A 21,182-nucleotide genomic window follows, 5' to 3' on the forward strand; every position below is an offset into this window, starting at 1 on the left:
ATGAGCCTTACAATAAAGACATAGCTTACAAAGAGTGGGAGGTGCCCTTTATGGAGTCGGTCACAAGAAATTTCTTCTTGTTTTTGTCAAAGAGCAGTCTCTTGAACCATATTGCTCGTAATTGGGGAAGTGCTGTTGCATCAAAGAAAATCATCGGTGGGAAGGATTTTGAGAGCGCTATCCCTGTCATCAAACGATTAAACGATCAAGGTATGGCCGTAACGGTTGATCATCTCGGTGAGTTTGTCACAAAGGCAGAGATTGCAAATGAGCGGACGAATGAGTGTATTCAAACCATTCAGCGAATTGCAGAGGCGGGACTCAATTCCCACGTGTCACTTAAAATGACATCGCTTGGCTTAGATATTGACGATGACCTTGTGTATCGCAATATGAAAAGCATTTTAGATACGGCAGAGAAACACCGTATTATGGTGACAATTGATATGGAGGATGAACAGCGCTGTCAAAAAACGCTGGACATTTTTAAAGAAATGAAATCTCAATATGAGTATGTCAGTACGGTTTTGCAAGCGTATTTGTACAGAACAGAACAAGATCTTGATGACCTAAATGAGTTGCAACCATTTTTAAGACTTGTAAAGGGTGCCTATAAGGAATCCGCCGAAGTGGCGTATCCAAACAAAAAAGACGTCGATCAGAATTACAAGAATCTGATCGAAAAGCAATTACTCTCAGGGAACTATACAGCCATTGCGACACATGACGATCAAATGATCGAATTTACGAAACATATTGTGAAAAAACACAATATACAGACAAGTCAGTTTGAATTTCAAATGCTGTATGGCATGAGATCAGAAACGCAGCAAGCACTCGTGAAGGAAGGCTATCAAATGAGGGTCTACACCCCGTATGGACGAGAGTGGTATGGCTACTACATGAGACGTCTTGCAGAACGACCGGCAAATATTGCATTTGCTTTAAAAGGGATGACGAGAAAATAATTTGAAACGGGAGCGTGACAAAGATGACAACACCTTACAAGCATGAACCATTCACGGATTTTAGCCAGGAAGAAAATCGCCAAGCGTTTGAACAAGCATTAGCCAAAGTAACAGAATCACTTGGGCAAACCTATCCGCTTGTGATTAATGGAGAAAGAATCGAAACAGCAGACAAGATTGTCTCGATCAATCCGGCGAAGAAGGAAGAAGTCGTGGGTACCGTATCAAAAGCTGGGAAAGAAGAGGCAGAGCAAGCGATTCAAGCTGCGGCAAAAGCGTTTGAAACATGGCGCTACACGTCTCCGGAAGAAAGAGCCGGCGTCTTATTCCGCGCTGCGGCAAGCATTCGCCGTAAAAAGCATGAGTATTCAGCCCTTCTCGTAAAAGAAGCAGGGAAGCCTTGGAATGAAGCGGATGCAGATACAGCAGAAGCCATTGACTTCCTAGAGTATTATGCCCGTCAAATGCTAGAGCTTGCGAAAGGCAAACCGGTGAACAGCCGCGAAGGGGAACGCAATCAATATGTGTACACACCAACTGGCGTGACGCTTGTCATTCCACCATGGAACTTCTTGTTTGCGATCATGGCAGGAACAACCGTTGCACCAATCGTCACAGGGAATACAGTCGTATTAAAGCCAGCAAGTGCGACGCCTGTCATTGCTGCCCGCTTTGTAGAAGAACTGGAGCAAGCAGGTCTTCCGAAAGGTGTTGTCAACTTCGTGCCAGGTAGCGGAGCAGAAGTTGGAGATTACTTAGTAGATCATCCGAAAACAAGCCTTATTACATTCACTGGATCAAGAGAAGTGGGCACACGTATTTTTGAACGTGCGGCAAAAGTACAGCCAGGACAACAGCATTTAAAGCGTGTCATTGCTGAAATGGGCGGTAAGGATACAGTCGTTGTAGATGAGGATGCAGATGTCGAATTAGCCGCTAACGCCATTTTCACATCAGCCTTCGGGTTCTCAGGTCAAAAATGTTCAGCTGGATCTCGTGCTGTCGTCCACGAGAAGCTGTATGACCAAGTCGTTGAGCGAGTGAAAGAAATCACAGAAACGAAAACAACAGCGAATCCGTTATCAGCTGATGTGTACATGGGACCTGTCATTGATCAAGCTTCCTTTGACAAGATCACGGAATATATCGAAATTGGTAAGCAAGAAGGCCGTCTAGTCACTGGCGGAACAAGTGATGATTCAGAAGGGTACTTCATTCATCCAACCGTGTTTGCAGATCTAGAGCCAACATCTCGTTTAATGCAAGAAGAAATCTTTGGACCTGTCCTAGCTTTCTCAAAAGTCTCAAGCTTTGATGAGGCGCTTGAAGTAGCCAACAACACAGAATACGGGTTAACCGGTGCGGTCATTACAAATAATCGTGATCACATCAACCGTGCGAAGCAGGAGTTCCATGTCGGGAACCTTTACTTTAACCGTAACTGTACGGGAGCGATTGTGGGATACCACCCATTTGGCGGCTTTAAAATGTCAGGAACTGATTCAAAAGCAGGCGGACCAGATTATCTTGCTCTGCACATGCAGGCCAAAACGATTAGCGAAATGTTTTAATATGGAAAAGCATGAACTCGTGCAGGCGAGTTCATGCTTTTTTTACCTGTCTACGACTTGTTTCTATACAAATATGACTGGAAAGAAGTATGATAAATGTATCACTTATTCAGGGAGCTATCGGGATGGAAGAGATATTAGAAAAGCTTCATACATTTTTTGATGTCGATAAATTAATTGCATTTATTAGTGGGTATTTAAAAAAACCAGTCATTTTAGAAAGTACTGAATGTCAGCTGCTTGCTTATAATTCTTACAGCATCCAGCAGTTCGACCCAGTCAATCAGCAAACCATTTTCTCAAAGGAATGTCCGGGAGCTGTGGTGGATTGGTTAAAAAAAACAGGGGTCATTGAGCAGCTATATACAGATTCAAATCCTTTTTATGTGAATGGTCATGAGGAGCTCGGGTTTAATCGACGAGTGGCTGTGAGCGCCAAGCACAAACAAGAGGTTGTCGGCTTTATTTGGGTGCAGGACATTGAAGATTCTCTCTCTCAAGAGGAGCTGCAATTTTTACACGAGGCATCGTTTCAAGTTGGAAAAGTTATTTATAAAAATAAGAAACAGTTGGAGAAAAAGGAAGGCAAGATTGAAGAGTTCTTCAAAAAGGTCATGGATGATCATTTTTATACAGAAGAAGAGCTGAAATGGGAAGCTGAGAATTTAAGCATTCCACTGCCAGCTGTCTTTACTGTGATGGTTGTTCATGCCGCCGATAACAAAAGTGAGACGGCAGAAGATGTGAAGGATATGATTAGAACCTATTTACAGCTAGAAGACAAGGTCAATCACGTCTACTCTGTGCAAGCAGACATCGTCGTGATATTAGGCAGTTTGTCAGATCGCCACTCACCAAAAGCGACCGCTGCGGATGTCGTCGCCCATCTTCAATCGAAAACGCATACACACCCATCTCCTTTATATATTGGGATGGGAAGAGAATATCGAGATGTCATGAAAATGAGCACAAGTCGATTTGAAGCGATAGAAGTCGTGAAAGCAGTGAAGATTGTCGGCGGACAGGAATTGATTCCATACGATTACGAGCATTTGGGGGTCTTCCGGTTCTTAGACTCGATTTACAGTCACCAAAAAAAGAAAAACGACTTTAATCCAGATTTGTTGCGCCTAAAGGAAAAAGACCGTGACAGCCAAACATCATTTTTAAAAACCTTAGAGGTCTACTTATTGAATAATTGCAAGCTAAAACCAGCTGCAGAGCAGTTGTTTATTCATCAAAATACACTAAATTATCGAATGAAACAAATTTTTGAAATGACGTCTATTGATTTAAGTCATTTTAGCCAGCGATGTGAGTTATTTATTGAATTGATGCTGATGAAAAAAGATCAATAGGCGTGGACTCCGCAGGTGCAAAGGATGACCTGCGGATTTTTATGCGAGATCATAAAATGGCATACAATTGCCTTATTTCGTTGTATGATAGATAAAGATTTTATGAGGAAAGTGAAAGGAGGGCCACCTTTGGGATCAGTCACCTTGGCCATTTTAATTTTCATCATGACCCTCGTCCTTGTCATTTGGCAGCCAGGACGTTTAACCATTGGATGGTCAGCGTGCGGGGGAGCGATTCTTGCTCTTGTTTTTGGGGTCGTTCATTTGGGCGATGTATGGGAAGTTACCCAAATTGTCTGGAACGCCACCTTTGCATTTATTGGAATTATCATCATTTCATTGATTTTAGATGAGATTGGTTTTTTTGAATGGGCGGCACTTCATATGGCAAAAGCCGCAAGAGGGAACGGGGTCCGCATGTTTATTTATTTAACATTGCTCGGCGCTGTGGTAGCAGCTTTTTTTGCCAACGATGGAGCAGCACTTATCTTAACCCCGATCGTTTTATCTGTGGTCAGAGCGCTGAAGTTGGATGAGCGTATGATCCTGCCATTTGTCATGGCAAGCGGCTTTATTGCAGATACGACGTCTTTGCCATTTGTCATTAGTAACTTGGTCAATATCGTATCAGCCGATTATTTTCATATTGGCTTTCTTGAATATACAGCAAACATGTTCGTCCCAAACCTTGTATCGCTTGGCGCTAGTATGCTTGTGCTGTATGTGTTTTATCGGAAACTCATCCCGAAAACGTACGATGTTTCGCAGGCGAAGGAACCAGCTTCGGCCATTCGTGATCTGCGCATGTTCCGGTTATCTTGGTATGTGTTAGGGTGCTTGCTTGTTGGATATTTTGCTGGGGAATTGGCAGGCATTCCGGTGTCAATCATTGTAGGAGGCATTGCCATTGCTTTCTTATGGCTGGCGAAACGGAGTCCACAAGTAGCGACAAAACGAGTCGTCAAAGAAGCACCGTGGTCGATTGTGTTTTTCTCTATCGGCATGTATGTCGTGGTGTATGGGCTGAAAAATGTCGGCCTGACGGAAATTTTAGCGGCGTGGATTGAACAGGGGGCGTCACACGGTTTACTTGCGGGAACGATGTTTATGGGGGTTCTGGCAGCAGTGCTATCTTCTGTCATGAACAACCTCCCAACCGTTTTAATTGATGCGATTGCCATCGGTCACACAGATACAGCAGGTGTGATGAGAGATGCACTGATTTATGCCAACGTCATCGGCTCAAACCTTGGTCCAAAAATGACCCCAATCGGTTCATTGGCGACATTGCTGTGGCTTCATGTCTTGAAGAAAAAAGGTGTGCATATTTCTTGGGGAGCATACATGAAAGCTGGAATCATTCTAACCATACCGACGCTGATCATCACGTTATTGGGGTTGTATGTGTGGTTATGGTTGATACATTAAAAAGCAGATCCAATGGATCTGCTTTTTGTTGTTATAGATATTTTGCATAGTGTTTTTCCAAAAAGTCTTGGAGCAATGAGACCACACTGCATATGCCCCAGTAAATCAAGGCAACCAATATATACATGGTCATATAATCGAATTCTCGTCCACCCACAATTTTTGCTTGCTGGAAGAGTTCGGGCACAGTAATCATTGCCGCTAGTGAGGAAGCTTTGATTAAATCAAGCATGACGTTGGTCAGGGGTGGCAGTGCAATGCGCACGGATTGAGGCAAAATGACTCCACGCATCGTTTGCCAATAGCTGAGACCGAGTGATTTGGCGGCTTCCACTTGACCACTTGGAACAGAGGAGAGAGCCGCCCGGTTAATTTCGGCAATGTATGCAGCACTATTGAAGCTGAATCCAATAATAGCAGCAGTGACAGCTGTAAATTCAATGCCGATGTAAGGGAATCCGAAATAAAGGATAAACAAAATGACCAGAATGGGAACCCCTCGCATGAATGAAATATACAGCCGTGCAGGCAGCCGAAGGAACCACGTATTTGCCATTCTAGCAAGGGCAATAAAAAAACCTAGAATCGTACCAAAAAACATGCTCACAAAAGAAATGAGCAGCGTCAGCCAGATGCCTTTCATCACAAACGGAAATGACGCTTTTGCCAGTGCAGGATTAAAGATATATTCTAAATGAATATCTCCCACGTCTGCGGCTCCTTATTTAGAAATGTCGACATCTTCGACATCAACATCAATTTTTTTTGAGACGTCAGCATGATTAAAGAATTTCTCTGAAATCTTTTTCATGGTTCCGTCTTTTTTCATCTCTTTTAATACACGATTTAATTCTTTTTGAAGCTCTGTATTGTCTTTTTTCATCACAAACCCTTGTTCATTCGGCATGTATTTTAAGTCTGGATGGATCGTAATATTTAGCTTAGGGAATGCAGCAAGCGCCAGTGTTTGTAAGTAGTAGTCATTTAAAATGACATCTGTACGGCCATTTGCGACATCCTTTAAATATTGCTCGTTTGTGGCATTATCATAAATGACTTCTTTTGCACCATACTTACGGGCAACATCCATATAGATGGTCGTTGCAGCACCTGCTGCTTTCTTTCCTTTTAAATCCTTTAGCGTTTTAATACCTGACAGATCATCTTTTCTGACGATAGCGGTTCCATAGGAGTATTTATAAGGTGTTGAAAAGGCGAACTTATCTTTCCTGTCATCTGTGATGTCGATATCGTTTGCAGCGGCATCCACCTGACCTGAATTAATGGCACTGAGCATACCGTCATAACCCATTTCTTTAAATTCTACTTTTACGTCAAGGCGCTTAAATGCTTCTTTGACGACTTCCACTTCATAGCCAGTCAATTGATCCTTGCCGTTCGATGTATCATGGTAAGACGTAGGATACAAGGTGCCTGAAGTAGCGACCACGATTTTCCCTTTCTTTTGAATCTGATCCCACTTTGATTCTCCAGACTGAGATGAGCCTGATTGATTGCAAGCAGACATGACAAGCATGAGAGCAGACACAACAAGCAGCACCCATATAGGTTTTCTATGATAAAAACGACTCATTTAAGAATCCTCCTCTATTTTTTATACAAAACAAAACATAGCACGCTTTTTCAGTTAGGACAACGTTTTCAGATGAAAAGCGAAAAAGTAAGAATATTATGTGCAATTTGATGCTGTGAATAATGTATAAAAAAGGAAAGAGTGTGCAAATTAAAATCGAATAAAGGAGGGAACGACAGTGATGAAAAAAACAAGTGGTTTGATCTTACTAACGATGGTGCTATTATTTGGTTTTCAGGTGAATACGGCTCATGGAGAAACACCCCAAATGGAAAAGCGCCCCGTCACGCATCAAGTAAAATTAACGACAGAGCAACAAAAACAAATTGAAGTACTTGAACAGCAAATTTTATCTAAACGAAAAGAAGTGATTGAAAAATACGTTCAGTATGGTGTGTTAACGAAGGAACAAGGCACGCACATCACAAAACGAATGGATGAACATTACAATCACTTAAAAAATAACGGGTTTGTTCCATTACTAAAAAAACCACAGCACCATCGACCATAAGTTGAAGAAAACCGGCAGCAAGGTGCCGGTTTTTATTGTTTATGTGTTAAAAGGTCAGCGTCTCGCCATCTTGAGGGACAAAAATGGCCTGATCTGCATGATTCTCTTGAATGTAAGATGTTAATGCGGCTCTTGTTAATAAGCAATGATTCACGGCTTCAAGGTGACAGGCGATGATTTGAGCTTGTGGTTGAGTATGGTGAATGTCTACAATCTCTTCCTTTGTCATCGTAATTGGGTCTCCCTCTAAAAATTGGGCAGCTCCACTATTGACCACAATAATATCTGGCTGGCATGTATTCACAACCTCTTTCGGCTCATCACACCAAATGGTATCTCCTGCAATATAAAGAGTAGGCTCATCAGGATGAGAGAAAACAAAACCGCTCACTTGTCCCATCCGTTTAGCGGTTTCTCCTGTCCCGTGCTGCCCGCCAGTTCGTTTCATATGAACACCGCAAACATCCATTTCATCTTCAATGCATGTAACATGTTGAAATCCAGCTTCTTTCACTTCCTTGCGATCTTTCTCTGATTGAGTATAGATCGGCAAAGTTTGCGCTAATCTCTTTTTTGCCTCGTCGTCAAAGTGATCTACATGTAAATGAGTGAGGAGGACAGCATCAGGCTGTAATATCTTGTCCAAATCAATGTTTGCAGGCAGCTCCACAATTGGATTGTTTACATGTTGATTGGCAGTATGCGGGAACGGTGGATAGGTTCCTTTTGCTGCTAAAAAGGGATCGATTAAAAATGTTGACGGACCATATTGAAGGTATAAAGTAGCATTACGAATGAGTGTTATTTTCATTAGAAGGCCTCCTTTTTTTCTCATTAAGTTTACAGTATATTAAAAGAGCTTCATGTGACAGAGGATCATGAAAGTCTTTCAGCGGAACGACTTGATTTTTGAAAGAGGTGAGCCAATGCTAGACAAAACAGATATGGATATATTAAAAGAACTCTCAAAGAATAGCCGATTGACGATGAAAGCACTTGGTGAAAAAGTCCATTTAACCGGTCAAGCTGCTAAAAATAGAGTTTCAAAGCTTGAAGAAGAGGGGGTTATTGAAGCCTATACCATTTCAATTAACTGGCGGACACAGCAGAACATCCAAACATTTTTACAGCTCTTTACCCGAAGTCATGATCATAAACCGCTTTTATCGTTTCTCCATCAAAAGGAAGAAATCAAAAACCTGTTTAAAATAAGTGGAGAGGGCTGTTATATGGCTGAAGGACATTTCTCCAGTCATGATGAGCTTGATCAATTTTTAACGGAGCTAACAAAGCATGCAAATTATAAATTGTCTATCGCTGTGAAACGTCTCACTCATCAAGAATAGATGAGGCGCAGGAGGAAATAACCGATGAAAAGATTAATTGAACATCAGGCTGAACCGATCACAAAGGAAAGAATCAAAGCGGATTTGGTTCAACTTGGTGTAAGGAAGGGCATGATCTTATGTGTCCACTCATCCTTGTCATCTATTGGCTGGGTGAATGGAGGAGCTATAGCCGTTATACAAGCTATGATGGATATTTTAACAGATGAAGGAACACTGATTATGCCGGCACAAACATTAGAGCTGTCGGATCCTGCTGATTGGATCAATCCGCCTGTTCCTTATTCTTGGTGGAAACCGATCAAAGACACGATGCCTGCATTTGATCCGGCTTACACAGCTCCAACAGCAATGGGAAAGGTAGCGGAGACCTTTTGGAAATACCCAGGCGTAGAAAGAAGCAATCATCCTCATTTCTCATTCACCGCCTGGGGGAAAAGGAAAGATGAAGTGTTGAAACACCATGCGCTTCCTTATGGTTTAGGAGAAAATTCACCTCTTGGACGTATGTACGATCTTGATGCAAAAGTGCTGCTAATTGGCACGTCATTCGAGAGTGTGACAGCTTTTCACTTAGCTGAATATCGAATCTCACAGCAAGACCTCATGACACGAGGGGCCCCCATTTTAGAGAATGGTTGGAGGGTGTGGAAAGAGTATCAAGATATCATCACAAGAGAAGAATTATTTGAACAGATTGGTCGTGACTTTTTACAATCAGAATGTAGTTATAACCACAGTCGAATTGGGCTAGCCAATTCGTATTTATTGCCGATGAGAGAATCGGTCGATTTTGCGGAAAAATGGCTTGAACAGTACGACCAGGCGTGATCTAAGCAGTCTGAAAATCAAAATAATAGAGATCTTGATCAGGGTGCTCAGATATATAGCAGGTGAGCTGATAGTCTCCTTTTGGAATGGAGAAAGACAGTACCTGTGCCATGACGCTTGTCAGATAAACATGATCACTTGAATGAGTAAATGGCACTGTGATGACTCTATCAACGGATGATGGAGGCTCATGGCTGTTTAATGTCACGATAATAGAAGCCTTTCCGTTATTGATGCCTTCAAAAGAAATACCTCGATCCCCGGTTGCGAATCCTTGAAGAATATCGTCATCTGTCCAATCAATCACAGGTGGCGTTGTGCTTCCAGTGTATACGGTGATTTGGTGATAGGAGATAGATAGGGGATACGTTTGATTTAAATCATTCATAATAGATAACTCCTTTATTCATAAAATTTGTCCAGCTTGGAATCATGTTGAAAAGTGAATGTTTGAAAGTAAGATAATTGAAGAGAATGTTAGACAGCAAGACGATTGTCGCCGTCTTGCGCTACTGTATGAGGGATCTAGATGTGAAATTGCGAAACCATTTCTTTTAGGTCTCCTGCTAAATGGGCGAGAGCCTCTGATGAAGCTGTTACTTCTTCCATTGCTGCGAATTGTTCTTCTGTTAAACCTGCTACTTGTTGTGAATGTTCACTCGTCAGTTTAACGCCTTCTGTGATAGAGGCAAAGGTTTGCTTCGCATCATTTGTATAAGCTGCGATTTTTTGGGATGCATCTGATAAATGTTTAATGCCATCTGCCATTTCCTTCATTGACTGCTGAATGTCGATAAATGATTCCTCTGTATGAGAAATAAGAACAGCCCCTTGAGCCGCTTCCTCTCGTACTCGTTTAATGGCACTCGTCGAATGATTCATCTCTTTTTGTATTTCGGAAATGAGATGTGAAATCATGTTGGATGATGTTTGCGATTCTTCTGCGAGCTTCCTCACTTCGTCTGCCACAACGGCAAAACCTTTTCCATGTTCACCTGCGCGTGCTGCCTCAATGGCCGCATTAAGAGCAAGTAGATTTGTTTGGTTAGCGATATCTGTAATCACTTTGGAAATCTGATCAATCTCGGCTGAACGTGTTTCTAGCGCTTGAATTGCTGTGCCGTTCTCTTCAATTGATTTTGCAATAGATGTCATTTGTGAATTGACTTCACCGATATTTTGTACACCTTTTTGGGCCATTTCTTGTGCGGATTGGCTTCTTGTTGCCATTTGTCCCGCATTTTCAGTGATGTTTACTAGCTCATTAGATACTTGTCTCATCGTGTGCTCACTAGCTGTCATTTGGGCTGATTGCTGTTCAGACGATTGAGCGACTTCTTGAATGGTATGGGTAATTTTTTCTGATGCTGCACTCGTTTCTTCTGCGCTAGCTGACAGCTCCTCAGAAGAGGTGGCTACTAATTCAGATGTTTTAATCACATTTAAAATGGTTTGATTTAATTTCTCACGCATCTTATTAAAATGACCTGCCAACTCAGAAAGTTCATCGCCTGTGTGATCTGTCACGTTGATGGTTAAATTTCCTTCGCCTGCACTCTTAATAGCAGATGCCATATGTTTGAGACGTGTCTGAATCCGCTTTGTGAAAATAGAAATAATGATAACAGAAACAATTAAACTTAACAGTAGAACCGTGACAAATTGAATAAAGAAAGACTGAAGCATTTGTGAAATCATGCTTTGATTTGCACCGGTATAGAAAATACCAATCGTTTCCCCTGTATCATTTTTGATGGGCATATAAGCTGTTTGGTAGTCTTTACCCGCAACATTGGCTGTTCCGTAATAATTCTCGCCTTTATCCAAAACAGCGGTCTTTACTTCAGGTGAGACTTCGGTTCCTACAGCTCGTTTCCCGTTTAACATGACATTTGTGGCAACACGGGTATTTCCTTGGAAGATCGTGATTGTATCACCAGTATATTCGGCTAATTGATCAACCAATGTGTCATGGTTATTGATTTGAGTATTTCCTTTGTAAAGCTTGCCATCTTTTATCTGCCACGAGCCAGCAACCTTTTCAGTTAGGTAAGCGTATCCTAGCTTTAGATCGCCTTTTGCTTTTTCGGTGGCCATTTGCTTAATGTTCTCTGTCATTTCGCGGTTCACTACATAACCAACCACTGCTGAAAATACGATGAGGACACTTAAAAAGATCAGCATTATTTTGGCGCCAAGCCTCAGTTTTCCTTTTTTCTTCATGCTTTTTACTCCTTTAGGTATAAGGTAGGGTATCCCTCCTTAAAGATTATCGGCATGAAAAAAATGTTTGATATACGTGAATGCACTTACACAGAAATTTTTGTTGTGAAAAAAGGAAAGATCGTGCTACTCGATAATAAATTGGATTCTTGTGCCATCAGGATCATCTGATAATTGATGACTTACCCAAGAGCCTGCACCCCTATTATCCGAAGGACGTACATATTTGACAGAAGCCCCTGCTCCACCTTCTTTACACATCGCCATTGGCCATTCATCACGATCATAACCACGCTTTGTTGGAATGCCATGAAGTGATTTGTCTCTTTGCTCATCACTATTTTTCCGATCAATGGTGCAAATGGAAGAATGCCCTTCATCAATTGCTTCTTCTATGTGCTTCGCAGTTTCTGGATATCGATCTGATGGAAAGTGAATGGTTTTGTCATAAGAAGAGTTTGTCGTCTCTTGTTTATGTTGCCCTAGTTGGACATAGCCTGTCGCTATACCAATGACAATCAATAAAAGCAAGAGAATGGTTTTAAGAAGTTTCATAGATGCTAGCTCTCTTTCTCTTTAGCGTATTTTGTAAACAGAAGTATAGCAGAATTACTTACCAATTTCTCCTCGTTTTGAAAAAACGTCTTTTAAAGTTCGAAAAACGTTTTTTCCCTGTTTATTCTCTTTTCCTATTTGAACAAAAATCACAAAAAATTTAATTTTGCTGCTCATATTACAATTCTGCTTATTTAAAATGGCTTTATCAAAGGTTTTTGGGCTAATTTCAAGATTTTAACACACAGAAATTTCAAAAAAATAAAATTGACTAGACCGATATGCTTTAATAATATGGAGTCAAATATCAAAAAATGTCGTAATTTATCAAAATATGATTCCATTTACATGACAGGAGGGAAGTACAAATGGCGGATGTCTCTTATCGGCTCGGAATAGACATAGGTGGAACATTTACTGATTTATCGCTGATGAATGAAGCAACAGGGGAGCTGACTGAACTCAAGACACCTACAGTGACAGATGACCCAGCTCAAGGAATTATCAATGGGCTAAAACTTCTAAAAGAAAGAGGTGTCGATTTATCCAAAATCCAATATCTCGTACACGGCATGACAATCGGTCTTAATACATTATTGCAGAGAAAGGGAGCAGATTTAGCCCTTTTTGTAACGGAAGGTTTTCAAGACATTTTGTCATTACAGCGTTTACGTCTACCCATTCCTTATGACTTCAATTCTCAATTGCCAGAACCATTGATACCACGAAAACATGTATATCCAATCTCTGAAAGGCTCATACACGATGGTTCGATCAAAAAACCTCTCCAACTGCAGCAATTAGATGATGCTGTCCAGCAGGTCATCTCTAAAAAACTAGCAGGCATTGTCATTTCTTTTTTACATAGCTATCAAAATCCAGTTCATGAATTACAGGCAAAAGCCTATATTCATCATCATTACCCACAGTTAGAAGTCCTGACATCATCAGAATTATGGCCACAAATGAGAGAATATGAGCGGACAGTGATGTCTGTTGTCAATTTGTACATTCAACCAAAGGTGAAACAATATTTACAAACGTTGAAAAACCGTTTGAAAGAAGAAGGTGTACCAATTTCTCCATACATTACCCAATCAAATGGTGGTTTAATGGATGCAGAAAGTGCAGCCACTTCACCCGTTAAAACACTTTTTTCTGGCCCGGCAGCTGGTGTAATTGGTGCGGCAAGAATTGCAACATCTGCAAATGAACCCAATTTAATTACGTTTGATGTTGGTGGCACAAGTGCAGATATCTCGATCATTCAAAATGGGCAGCCTACAATGGCTCAATCGAATCAGCTTTCAGGATTTCCGATCATTCTTCCATCTGTTGCAATGTATTCGATAGGGGCTGGCGGAGGTTCTGTTGCATGGCTTGATCAAGGCGGGCTTCTTAAAGCAGGACCGGAATCAGTTGGCTCGCAGCCTGGACCTGCTTCGTATGGAAAGGGAAAAAAAGCTGCTTTAACCGATGCATTTCTCATATGCGGTTACCTCAATCAAGATCGGTTTGCCGGAGGACATTTACAATTGCAGCGGTCTGCAGCGGAAATAGCCTTTCAGCCAATTGCTGATCAGCTTCATAAAACGGTCGAACAGGCGGCTGACCAGTTGATTCAAGTGGCTGTTGCCAATATGTACACAGAATTAAGCAATGTCATGGAGCAGCAAGGGTTTGATCCTAGAGATTTTAGTTTGCTAGCATTTGGCGGGGCAGGGCCTGTTGTCGCGAATTTCCTTGCCAGAGAAATTCATGCGAAAAATGTGGTCGTCCCTCCAAGTCCAGGGACATTATGTGCGCTAGGTGCACTTACAGCCGATTTTATCCATGATGCTGTGTTGTCTAAGAAAATATGCTTACAAGACTATACGATGGACGAATTAAAACAAGATTATGAAATGCTTTCTCGCAAAGCAACGGATTGGTTCAGCCAGCAAAACATTCAACATATCAAACAAACGTCCATTTTGTTATTAGCAGATGCCCGCTATCAAGGACAGGCATTTGAGATTGAATTGCCATTATCGGTGGATTGGCTAAAGCAGGAACAAGACGTCTATCATCTGATTGAAGCTTTCCACAGCCTGCATGAGCGTCAATATGGCCATAGAGATGATCAGGCGAACATTGAATTTACTCATTTGCGAGTTCGGGTTATAGGTGAAACGCCTCCACTGCCTTTCTCTCCTGTTGATGAAAGCGGCGGACAGCCTTTAATACCACAATCATACAGACGAATCTTTATAGAAGAAAAAGAGTACGAAGCATCTGTTTACAATCGGAGTACTTTGTCATTAGGTGCTGTTGTGAATGGACCTGCCATCATTGAGCAAGATGATACGACAACATTGATTTTGCCAAACTGGGCAGGCAGCATAGACCATTCAGGAAACTTGGTGATTTCAAGGGAGGCGGCTTTACATGGGAACTGATCCAGCAAAGCTTGAGATGATGAGGAGTTATTTTAATGCGATTGCATCAGGCATGGGACATGTCATTGAGCGGACATCCTTTACAACATTCGTAAAAGAATCGGCGGATTTTGCCACAGCATTAGCCACGCCTTCTGGAGATTTCTTTGTTTACCCAAAAACAGTCGGTGTCACGATCTTTTTAGGGCTGAGTCTCAAAAAAGCGATTGTAGAAAGCGGACCGATGCAGCCGGGTGACATTATCATCACAAATGATCCTTATACGACAGACGGTTTAGCGACTCATTTGCCAGATGTTCATATCATCAAACCCATTTTTATAGCAGATGAAATTGTCAGCTATGCCTGGTCTTTTGTTCATGTAAGTGATGTGGGCGGTCTTGTCCCTTCAAGTATTTCTCCAACTGCCACGGATGTTCATCAAGAAGGATTAAGAATTCCGCCAGTGAAAATCTATGAAGGTGGAAAAGAGAATCAGGTTGTTCGTACCTTTTTAAGAGCTAATAGCCGGGCGAGTCATTTAAATGATGGCGATATTAATGCGATGATTGCCGCTGTTAATACAGCAGAAATCAGACTAAAAGAAATGATCGAGAAATTTGGAAAAAACGAAGTGAAGCAAGGAATGATTGATCTGCTGAAGCAAGCAGAGGATCGCGCAGGAAAAGTAATTGAAGCCATTCCTGATGGAACGAGTGAATTCGCTGATTACTTGGATGATGATATGATTTCGGACGTGCCGATCCGATTAAAGATCAAGCTGACGGTCAAAGGGAAACAGCTGACACTGGACTTCTCTGAGTGTGACCCGCAAGTTAAGACAGCTTTTAATCTTGTCACCAATGGTCAAAAGCACTCCTTCTTATATCAAGGATTGATTAATTACATCATTAGTAAAGATCCTTTTATTCCGATTAATGGTGGGATTACGTATCCGATAGACGTGATTTCACCTAAAGGAACGCTTGTCCATCCAGAATATCCGGCTTCTGTCGGTATTCGGCATTCCATTACAATGAGACTGTATAATGTCGTGCTAGGTGCTATTGGTAAGCTGTTGCCTGAAGCAGTGCCGGCGGCAGGTGCAGGTCAATCCGCTATCGTCGTTCTCTCTGTTCCTGATGATCAAACAGGAGGCAGAAAAATGTCTGTGGTCGAACCGTTAGGCGGAGGCGGCGGTGCTCAAAAAGGGACTGATGGAGTAGATGGAATTGATCATTCGTCAGGCTTTTTAAAAAATACACCCATTGAGAGCTTGGAACAGCATATTGATATTCATGTACACCGATATGAACTGCTGCCGAACACAGGTGGAGCAGGGGAACATAGAGGGGGACATGCGATTGGCTTGGAATTTGAAATGATCAAGCCAGAATCGATGGTGACAGCACGAGGAATGGAACGAATGAAGTTTCAACCTTGGGGGTTAATGGGCGGCCGAGCAGGAGCAATTGGTGAGGTGAAATTGACCAAACCAAATGGGGAGACACAAAACCAGCCGAAAATTGATGTCATGCGTCTTGAAAAAGGCGATATTGTTCAATTGATTTCACCAAGTGGAGGAGGATGGGGGAATCCATTTGCTAGAAAGAAAGAAAAAGTCCTTCATGAAGTGGAAGCAGGGCTATTAAGTGAAGAAAGAGCACTGCAGCAATATGGCGTCAAAGTCTATCGAGACCATAATGAATGGAAAATTGATGACGAACAGACGAGCAGGCTTCGTGAAAAGATGAATGATGCTGATGCTGTCGCTTGGGATTTTGGAGAGCAAAGAGCAGCTTATGAGAAAGTGTGGACGGACGAAGCCAGCAGTGAGCTTGCTGTGCAGCTTCGTTCATACCCAGCAAATGAGCGTACGCACTATAAACATGCGGTTCATTCTCATTTTGGTCATAGACAGGAACCGTTAACAAAGATGGATATTATTCAAGCACTTCATCACTTGAATCAACAAAAAGGGGGAAATGAATCATGAAAAGAAGAGTAATCGCCATATTTGCAGGTATCCTATCCGTCGTGTTACTGCTGTCTGCATGCGGTGGAAATGGGCAGGACCAAAGTAAACAGCAGCAGACTGTGATCGTTGGTGTCTACGGAGGGGATTGGGAAAAGAATATTAAGCCAATCCTCGAAAAGTTTGAAAAGGATACAGGCATTAAAGTACAAACGGTCTCTGGGGCAGATTCTGAATGGTTTACAAAATTAAAAGCATCTAATGGTAAAAATCCACCGTATGATTTGCTTATTTTACAGCCTGATACGATTCAAAGAGGTATTGCGGCAAACGTTCTTGCGCCTATTGATGAAGATCAAGCGCCAAATGTGAAAAAGCTTTATCGTTCTGTTCAAAAGAAACTCACTGTTGATGGAAAACAATATGCAGCAGGCTTTAGTATGGGACAGCTTGGAATTGCTTATAGAAAAGATCTTGTCAAACAGGAGCCAAACAGCTGGACAGATTTATGGAGCGATCAGCTGAAAGGGAAAGTGGCGATTTCTTCCCCAACTTATTCAGCGGGCTTACAATTTTTCTCTGCACTTGTCCATGCTCAAGGAGGGACAGAATCAAATCCTAAGGATATTGATAAAGCATTTAAAAGCCTCGCACAATTAAAAGGGCGTGTAGCTGCTTTTCCTGATAACCCAGGGTCTATTCAAACGCTGTTAGAACGTGGTGACGTGACGGCAGTTCCATATTGGGATGGCCGATCATTTGCACTTGAAGAAGAAGGGATGGATATTGGATTCTCATATCCGAAAGAAGGCGCTGTGGCAGCAGTTGCGAGCTGGGCGTTAACAAAGGGAAGTCAGCATGAGGAAGCGGCTTATAAGCTATTAAACTACCTTAGTGGGAAAGAAGCTCAAGAAGCCTTCTCAGAAAAATCTTACTATGGCATGTCGAATTCTGATGTGAAATACGGAGACAAAATTAAGGGGAAAGTGAAGGTTGGCGAAAATTATTATAGCAAGCTGACTTGGGTAGATTACGAAACAGCGACTTCAGAGCTCGGTCAATGGACGAATCGATGGAATGAAGTATTAGGCGGAGGAAAATAGGTGATCGCATGAGTGGAATCAATTTAGAACATATCAGCCAGCATTTTGGCGAGCAGATTGCTCTTGATGATGTCAGTCTTACGGTAAAAGAGGGAGAGTTTTTCTCCCTTCTTGGCCCTAGTGGCTGCGGAAAATCAACTTTACTCAATATCATTGGCGGGTTTTTAGAACCGACAAAAGGAGTCGTCTATATTGGTGATCAGGATGTGACGACTTTACCTCCTTATCAAAGAAAAACGGGGATGGTCTTTCAAAGCTATGCACTTTTCCCACATCTCACCGTATTTGATAATGTTGCATATGGGTTGAAGGTTCAAAAGAAAAAGAAGGCGGAAATCAAGCAAAAGGTGATGGAGAGCTTGTCTCTTGTGCAATTAGAGTCATTTGCCAAACGTATGCCGCACCAATTAAGTGGTGGTCAGCAGCAACGGGTCGCAATTGCAAGGGCACTTGCTATCCAGCCGGCTGTTCTCCTTCTGGATGAACCACTCAGTAATCTAGATGCAAAGCTAAGAAAAAATATGCAGACGGAGCTGCGAAATATTCAACGGAATGTCGGAATTACGACTATTCTTGTGACGCATGATCAGGAGGAAGCCTTAAGTCTTTCCGACCGAATTGGGATATTAGGTGAGGGGAAAATTCAGCAGATTGGGACACCTTTAGAAGTATATCGTCAGCCAAATAATCGTTTTGTTGCTGAATTTATCGGACAGGTCAATCTATTTGAAGCGGAGTATGATGAAGTTACTTCCACATACACTGTTCCACATTTCACTCAATCAAACGGGAAGCAAGTTCAGCTAAAAGCTGCCGCATTTAAAGAGAAGAGCGAGAAGCATTTACTCATGCTGCGTCCTGAGAGAATCAAGTTATCTTCTGGCGGGGAGGAAGTTCAGCCAAATCATGTCACAGGAATGTTGGCAGATGTCAGTTATATTGGGCACTCTTTACGTTTGGTCGTGGGCCTTGATCAAGGTGAAATCATTGTCCATGCATCAGACGCAGCATTTCCCGAGCTGCCTCAAGTTGGAGAAACTGTGCATATTCATTGGCAGCCTGAAGATATTGTTTTCTTAGATTCGAAGGTGCATGCGTGATGCGAATCAAAAAAAAGAATCAGCGCTTTCATTGGTTTATGCTGCTGCCAGCTTGTTTGTTTCTAGTTGTATTCCTTCTTGCTCCGCTTGTGATGATGTTTGTCCTCAGTTTTCGTGATGTGGATTCGATGATGAATACGTTACAATCCTATAGTTTGTCTCAATATTTACATGTATTTACGACAGATGCATATGTGAAAGCAATTGGAAGTACTGTGTGGGTGGCCTTACAGACAACGGTGATTTGTTTATTGATGGCATATCCTGCAGCTTATGTGCTAGTGAAAGCACCTCATCCAAGATTGCGGGCTCTTTTCTATATCTTACTTGTATCGCCGCTTTTGACGAGTGTCGTCATTCGGACATTTGCATGGATCGTTCTTCTTTCGCAAAATGGCTTGATCAATGGCATGCTGATCGATTTACATCTGATTGAGAAACCGCTATCGATGCTGTGGAATATGAATGCGGTCATTATTGCTTATGTTCAAGTGATGCTGCCTTTTGCAGTGCTGCCTATTGCAACGAGCTTAACTGATATGGACCGTCACTTAAGACCGGCTTCTATGAGTCTTGGTGCTGGGCGTATACGGACATTTTTTCATGTGACCTTGCCGCTTACGATTCCAGGCATGATCACCGGAGCAATTATTGTCTTCTCACTTGCAGCAGGAAGTTATATTACTCCTCTGCTAGTCGGCGGACGGATGCAGCCGCTCTTGCCACTGTCCATTTATCAGCAGGTCATGCAGGTGTATAATTTGCCTCTTGCCGCTGCGATGTCCTTTACTTTATTGATTTGTGTGCTAGCGGTCGTCAGTCTATTAAGCTATCTATTGAAGCGATGGGAGGCGAGGATGCATGCGTAAAAAATCAATAAGTGACCGTTTGCTTTCGGTTCTGATATGGACCGCAGGCTCACTCGTTTATCTCTTTTTAACCGTACCTGTTCTTGTCATTGTTCTTTCTGCTTTTAGCCCGAATGCCTTTCCTGAATTCCCGCCGACTTCATTTTCCGTTCGTTGGTTTCATGAGGTCGTGTCGAATCCAGAATGGATGGAATCTTTGCGTATCAGCGTGATTCTGTTATTGATTGTGACGCCGCTTACTGTTCTTTTAGGAACGATGGCTTCTTATGCTTTAGCAAGGCTTTCTTTTAAGGGAAAGGAAGCTGTTCAAGCCTTTATTTTGTCACCTCTTATGATTCCTCAGGTGGTATTAGGGATTGCGATGCTGTATTTGTTTACGGCTATGGGTTTTACAGGGTCTTTGTGGGCATTAGTCATTGGGCATGTCATCATTGGTTTTCCTTATGTGGTACGAACCGTGGGTGTCAGTGTTTCAAATCTTGATCCACGCCTTGAGCTAGCTTCCATGAATCTTGGTGCAGGGCCCATACGTACTTTCTTTCGTGTGACACTGCCCTTGATCAAGCCTGGCATTATCGCAGGTGGGGTGTTTTCTGCTGTGACATCATTTGGTGAAATCTCGATTAGTTTGTTCGTATCTTCACCTCAAACCATTACGATTCCCGTGAGGACGTTTAATTACATTGAGCAAACTTTTGATCCGAGTGTCAATGCGATATCTGTCATATTTATTATCATTTCTATCATTGCGTTGCTCATTATTGAGAAAACGATTGGTTTGTCTAAGGTGATGTAAATATAATGAAGAAACAAGGAGCTGTCATTTGAAATGACAGCTCTTTTTGTATTGTTTTTTATGGTAAAAATATTCAAAGTTTTAGGGAATATAGTTCTTAAGATTTAAGAAAATGCGAGGCGTGATAGGAGACCTCTCTCCTACATTTTCGGTCATATTTGCAAAATTTAAGGAAAAACATGAAATTTTTGCGGTAATTGGTCATTTATTTTCGGTGGAACGCAACTATTATTAGTTATTTTCGGTAAATATCGTAAATTATGATGTGATCCCTTCGGCATAACGCATGAATCTTTACACCCATTTTTCGGTGAAAAAAACAATAATTTCATATAAAGTGGACGTAAATAGAAAATATCTAAAAGAAAAGAAGAAAAAGGCAAATCTATGGAAACATAGAGACGCAAAGCCATGTCCTAAGGTAAAAGTTTCTTTTTTACTATGGTCGGCAGGTTACCGAATCAAAATGGGAGTCCCTCCGTTTTATTCGGGGTGGGCTCCTTTTCTGTTATTCCGTCTATTTTAATGAAATAGACT

Annotated in this window: 19 protein-coding genes and 1 riboswitch; of the genes, 13 read left to right on the top strand and 6 right to left on the bottom strand. The window is 41.9% G+C overall.

Annotated elements, in window-relative coordinates:
- The first annotated feature begins 50 nt into the window (after window positions 1–50).
- From NST24_RS01930 to NST24_RS01945, 4 genes are all read left to right on the top strand, one after another.
- Window positions 51–968: a proline dehydrogenase gene (locus NST24_RS01930; protein ID WP_268430360.1), complete on the top strand. Its 918-nt coding sequence runs from the start codon at window positions 51–53 to the stop codon at window positions 966–968.
- 23 nt (window positions 969–991) lie between these two features.
- On the top strand, window positions 992–2,539 hold the full coding sequence (pruA, locus tag NST24_RS01935) for an L-glutamate gamma-semialdehyde dehydrogenase (protein WP_342462230.1): 1,548 nt from the start codon (window positions 992–994) through the stop codon (window positions 2,537–2,539).
- Window positions 2,540–2,664: 125 nt separating this feature from the next.
- Window positions 2,665–3,897: a helix-turn-helix domain-containing protein gene (locus NST24_RS01940; protein ID WP_008342058.1), complete on the top strand. Its 1,233-nt coding sequence runs from the start codon at window positions 2,665–2,667 to the stop codon at window positions 3,895–3,897.
- 129 nt (window positions 3,898–4,026) lie between these two features.
- Window positions 4,027–5,325: an arsenic transporter gene (locus NST24_RS01945; RefSeq protein ID WP_061417860.1), complete on the top strand. Its 1,299-nt coding sequence runs from the start codon at window positions 4,027–4,029 to the stop codon at window positions 5,323–5,325.
- Between the two features lie 31 nt (window positions 5,326–5,356).
- On the opposite strand, the gene NST24_RS01950 is transcribed toward NST24_RS01945, so the two are convergent.
- Both NST24_RS01950 and NST24_RS01955 read right to left on the bottom strand, forming a co-directional pair.
- Window positions 5,357–6,034 (bottom strand): amino acid ABC transporter permease, encoded by a 678-nt coding sequence (locus NST24_RS01950; protein ID WP_096880980.1) that lies wholly within the window; start codon window positions 6,032–6,034, stop codon window positions 5,357–5,359.
- A gap of 12 nt (window positions 6,035–6,046) precedes the next feature.
- Window positions 6,047–6,919: a transporter substrate-binding domain-containing protein gene (locus NST24_RS01955; RefSeq protein ID WP_008347852.1), complete on the bottom strand. Its 873-nt coding sequence runs from the start codon at window positions 6,917–6,919 to the stop codon at window positions 6,047–6,049.
- Window positions 6,920–7,100: 181 nt separating this feature from the next.
- On the opposite strand from NST24_RS01955, the gene NST24_RS01960 reads away from it, so the two are divergent.
- Window positions 7,101–7,430 carry a YckD family protein gene (locus NST24_RS01960; protein WP_024718960.1) on the top strand — a complete coding sequence of 110 codons (330 nt, stop codon included), beginning with the start codon at window positions 7,101–7,103 and terminating at the stop codon, window positions 7,428–7,430.
- Window positions 7,431–7,476: 46 nt separating this feature from the next.
- Here NST24_RS01960 and NST24_RS01965 read toward each other — a convergent pair whose 3' ends face one another.
- Entirely contained in the window at window positions 7,477–8,241 is a 765-nt protein-coding gene (locus tag NST24_RS01965; RefSeq protein ID WP_342462231.1) for an MBL fold metallo-hydrolase, read from the bottom strand.
- Between the two features lie 115 nt (window positions 8,242–8,356).
- Here NST24_RS01965 and NST24_RS01970 point away from each other — a divergent pair, with 115 nt between their 5' ends.
- Both NST24_RS01970 and NST24_RS01975 read left to right on the top strand, forming a co-directional pair.
- Window positions 8,357–8,776 carry an Lrp/AsnC family transcriptional regulator gene (locus NST24_RS01970; protein WP_342462232.1) on the top strand — a complete coding sequence of 140 codons (420 nt, stop codon included), beginning with the start codon at window positions 8,357–8,359 and terminating at the stop codon, window positions 8,774–8,776.
- Window positions 8,777–8,800: 24 nt separating this feature from the next.
- Window positions 8,801–9,607, top strand: coding sequence for an AAC(3) family N-acetyltransferase (locus tag NST24_RS01975; RefSeq protein WP_342462233.1), 807 nt, complete (start codon window positions 8,801–8,803; stop codon window positions 9,605–9,607).
- Window position 9,608: 1 nt separating this feature from the next.
- Here NST24_RS01975 and comJ read toward each other — a convergent pair whose 3' ends face one another.
- The 3 genes from comJ to NST24_RS01990 form a co-directional block, all read right to left on the bottom strand.
- Window positions 9,609–9,995, bottom strand: a complete 387-nt coding sequence (gene comJ, locus NST24_RS01980; protein WP_039166300.1) for a competence protein ComJ — start codon at window positions 9,993–9,995, stop codon at window positions 9,609–9,611.
- Window positions 9,996–10,132: 137 nt separating this feature from the next.
- On the bottom strand, window positions 10,133–11,830 hold the full coding sequence (locus NST24_RS01985; RefSeq protein ID WP_342462234.1) for a methyl-accepting chemotaxis protein: 1,698 nt from the start codon (window positions 11,828–11,830) through the stop codon (window positions 10,133–10,135).
- 126 nt (window positions 11,831–11,956) lie between these two features.
- The gene (locus NST24_RS01990; protein WP_007498233.1) at window positions 11,957–12,385 is read right to left on the bottom strand and encodes a NucA/NucB deoxyribonuclease domain-containing protein; all 429 of its coding nucleotides are present in this window, start codon (window positions 12,383–12,385) and stop codon (window positions 11,957–11,959) included.
- Between the two features lie 368 nt (window positions 12,386–12,753).
- Between NST24_RS01990 and NST24_RS01995 the strand changes: the two genes are divergently transcribed.
- The 6 genes from NST24_RS01995 to NST24_RS02020 are packed head-to-tail and all read left to right on the top strand — an operon-like array spanning window position 12,754 to window position 20,645.
- The gene (locus NST24_RS01995) at window positions 12,754–14,823 is read left to right on the top strand and encodes a hydantoinase/oxoprolinase family protein (RefSeq protein WP_342462235.1); all 2,070 of its coding nucleotides are present in this window, start codon (window positions 12,754–12,756) and stop codon (window positions 14,821–14,823) included.
- Window positions 14,813–16,798, top strand: a complete 1,986-nt coding sequence (locus NST24_RS02000) for a hydantoinase B/oxoprolinase family protein (RefSeq protein WP_342462236.1) — start codon at window positions 14,813–14,815, stop codon at window positions 16,796–16,798. The genes NST24_RS01995 and NST24_RS02000 overlap by 11 nt, the downstream gene beginning before the upstream one ends.
- Window positions 16,795–17,880: an ABC transporter substrate-binding protein gene (locus NST24_RS02005; RefSeq protein WP_342462237.1), complete on the top strand. Its 1,086-nt coding sequence runs from the start codon at window positions 16,795–16,797 to the stop codon at window positions 17,878–17,880. Before NST24_RS02000 ends, NST24_RS02005 begins: the two co-directional genes overlap by 4 nt.
- An 8-nt stretch (window positions 17,881–17,888) precedes the next feature.
- Window positions 17,889–18,980 (top strand): ABC transporter ATP-binding protein, encoded by a 1,092-nt coding sequence (locus NST24_RS02010; RefSeq protein ID WP_041508232.1) that lies wholly within the window; start codon window positions 17,889–17,891, stop codon window positions 18,978–18,980.
- Complete coding sequence (locus NST24_RS02015; protein WP_285529083.1) at window positions 18,980–19,849, top strand: ABC transporter permease; 870 nt, start codon at window positions 18,980–18,982, stop codon at window positions 19,847–19,849. Before NST24_RS02010 ends, NST24_RS02015 begins: the two co-directional genes overlap by 1 nt.
- Window positions 19,842–20,645 (top strand): ABC transporter permease, encoded by an 804-nt coding sequence (locus tag NST24_RS02020; protein ID WP_008347828.1) that lies wholly within the window; start codon window positions 19,842–19,844, stop codon window positions 20,643–20,645. The genes NST24_RS02015 and NST24_RS02020 overlap by 8 nt, the downstream gene beginning before the upstream one ends.
- 368 nt (window positions 20,646–21,013) lie before the next feature.
- Window positions 21,014–21,106: riboswitch (cyclic di-GMP riboswitch) on the top strand.
- Window positions 21,107–21,182 lie beyond the last annotated feature (76 nt).

The sequence above is a fragment of the Bacillus sp. FSL R5-0286 genome (genome assembly GCF_038593245.1).
GTDB lineage: Bacteria > Bacillota > Bacilli > Bacillales > Bacillaceae > Bacillus > Bacillus altitudinis.

What these genes read in the sequence shown, in the direction of transcription:
- pruA (WP_342462230.1), top strand. Translation starts at nt 992, where the DNA reads ATGACAACACCTTACAAGCATGAACCATTCACGGATTTTAGCCAGGAA.
- NST24_RS01970 (WP_342462232.1), top strand. Translation starts at nt 8,357, where the DNA reads ATGCTAGACAAAACAGATATGGATATATTAAAAGAACTCTCAAAGAAT.
- NST24_RS01990 (WP_007498233.1), bottom strand. Translation starts at nt 12,385, where the DNA reads ATGAAACTTCTTAAAACCATTCTCTTGCTTTTATTGATTGTCATTGGT.
- NST24_RS02005 (WP_342462237.1), top strand. Translation starts at nt 16,795, where the DNA reads ATGAAAAGAAGAGTAATCGCCATATTTGCAGGTATCCTATCCGTCGTG.
- comJ (WP_039166300.1), bottom strand. Translation starts at nt 9,995, where the DNA reads ATGAATGATTTAAATCAAACGTATCCCCTATCTATCTCCTATCACCAA.
- NST24_RS01960 (WP_024718960.1), top strand. Translation starts at nt 7,101, where the DNA reads ATGAAAAAAACAAGTGGTTTGATCTTACTAACGATGGTGCTATTATTT.
- NST24_RS01955 (WP_008347852.1), bottom strand. Translation starts at nt 6,919, where the DNA reads ATGAGTCGTTTTTATCATAGAAAACCTATATGGGTGCTGCTTGTTGTG.
- NST24_RS01975 (WP_342462233.1), top strand. Translation starts at nt 8,801, where the DNA reads ATGAAAAGATTAATTGAACATCAGGCTGAACCGATCACAAAGGAAAGA.
- NST24_RS01995 (WP_342462235.1), top strand. Translation starts at nt 12,754, where the DNA reads ATGGCGGATGTCTCTTATCGGCTCGGAATAGACATAGGTGGAACATTT.
- NST24_RS01940 (WP_008342058.1), top strand. Translation starts at nt 2,665, where the DNA reads ATGGAAGAGATATTAGAAAAGCTTCATACATTTTTTGATGTCGATAAA.
- NST24_RS02020 (WP_008347828.1), top strand. Translation starts at nt 19,842, where the DNA reads ATGCGTAAAAAATCAATAAGTGACCGTTTGCTTTCGGTTCTGATATGG.
- NST24_RS01930 (WP_268430360.1), top strand. Translation starts at nt 51, where the DNA reads ATGGAGTCGGTCACAAGAAATTTCTTCTTGTTTTTGTCAAAGAGCAGT.
- NST24_RS01985 (WP_342462234.1), bottom strand. Translation starts at nt 11,830, where the DNA reads ATGAAGAAAAAAGGAAAACTGAGGCTTGGCGCCAAAATAATGCTGATC.
- NST24_RS02010 (WP_041508232.1), top strand. Translation starts at nt 17,889, where the DNA reads ATGAGTGGAATCAATTTAGAACATATCAGCCAGCATTTTGGCGAGCAG.
- NST24_RS02015 (WP_285529083.1), top strand. Translation starts at nt 18,980, where the DNA reads ATGCGAATCAAAAAAAAGAATCAGCGCTTTCATTGGTTTATGCTGCTG.
- NST24_RS01965 (WP_342462231.1), bottom strand. Translation starts at nt 8,241, where the DNA reads ATGAAAATAACACTCATTCGTAATGCTACTTTATACCTTCAATATGGT.
- NST24_RS02000 (WP_342462236.1), top strand. Translation starts at nt 14,813, where the DNA reads ATGGGAACTGATCCAGCAAAGCTTGAGATGATGAGGAGTTATTTTAAT.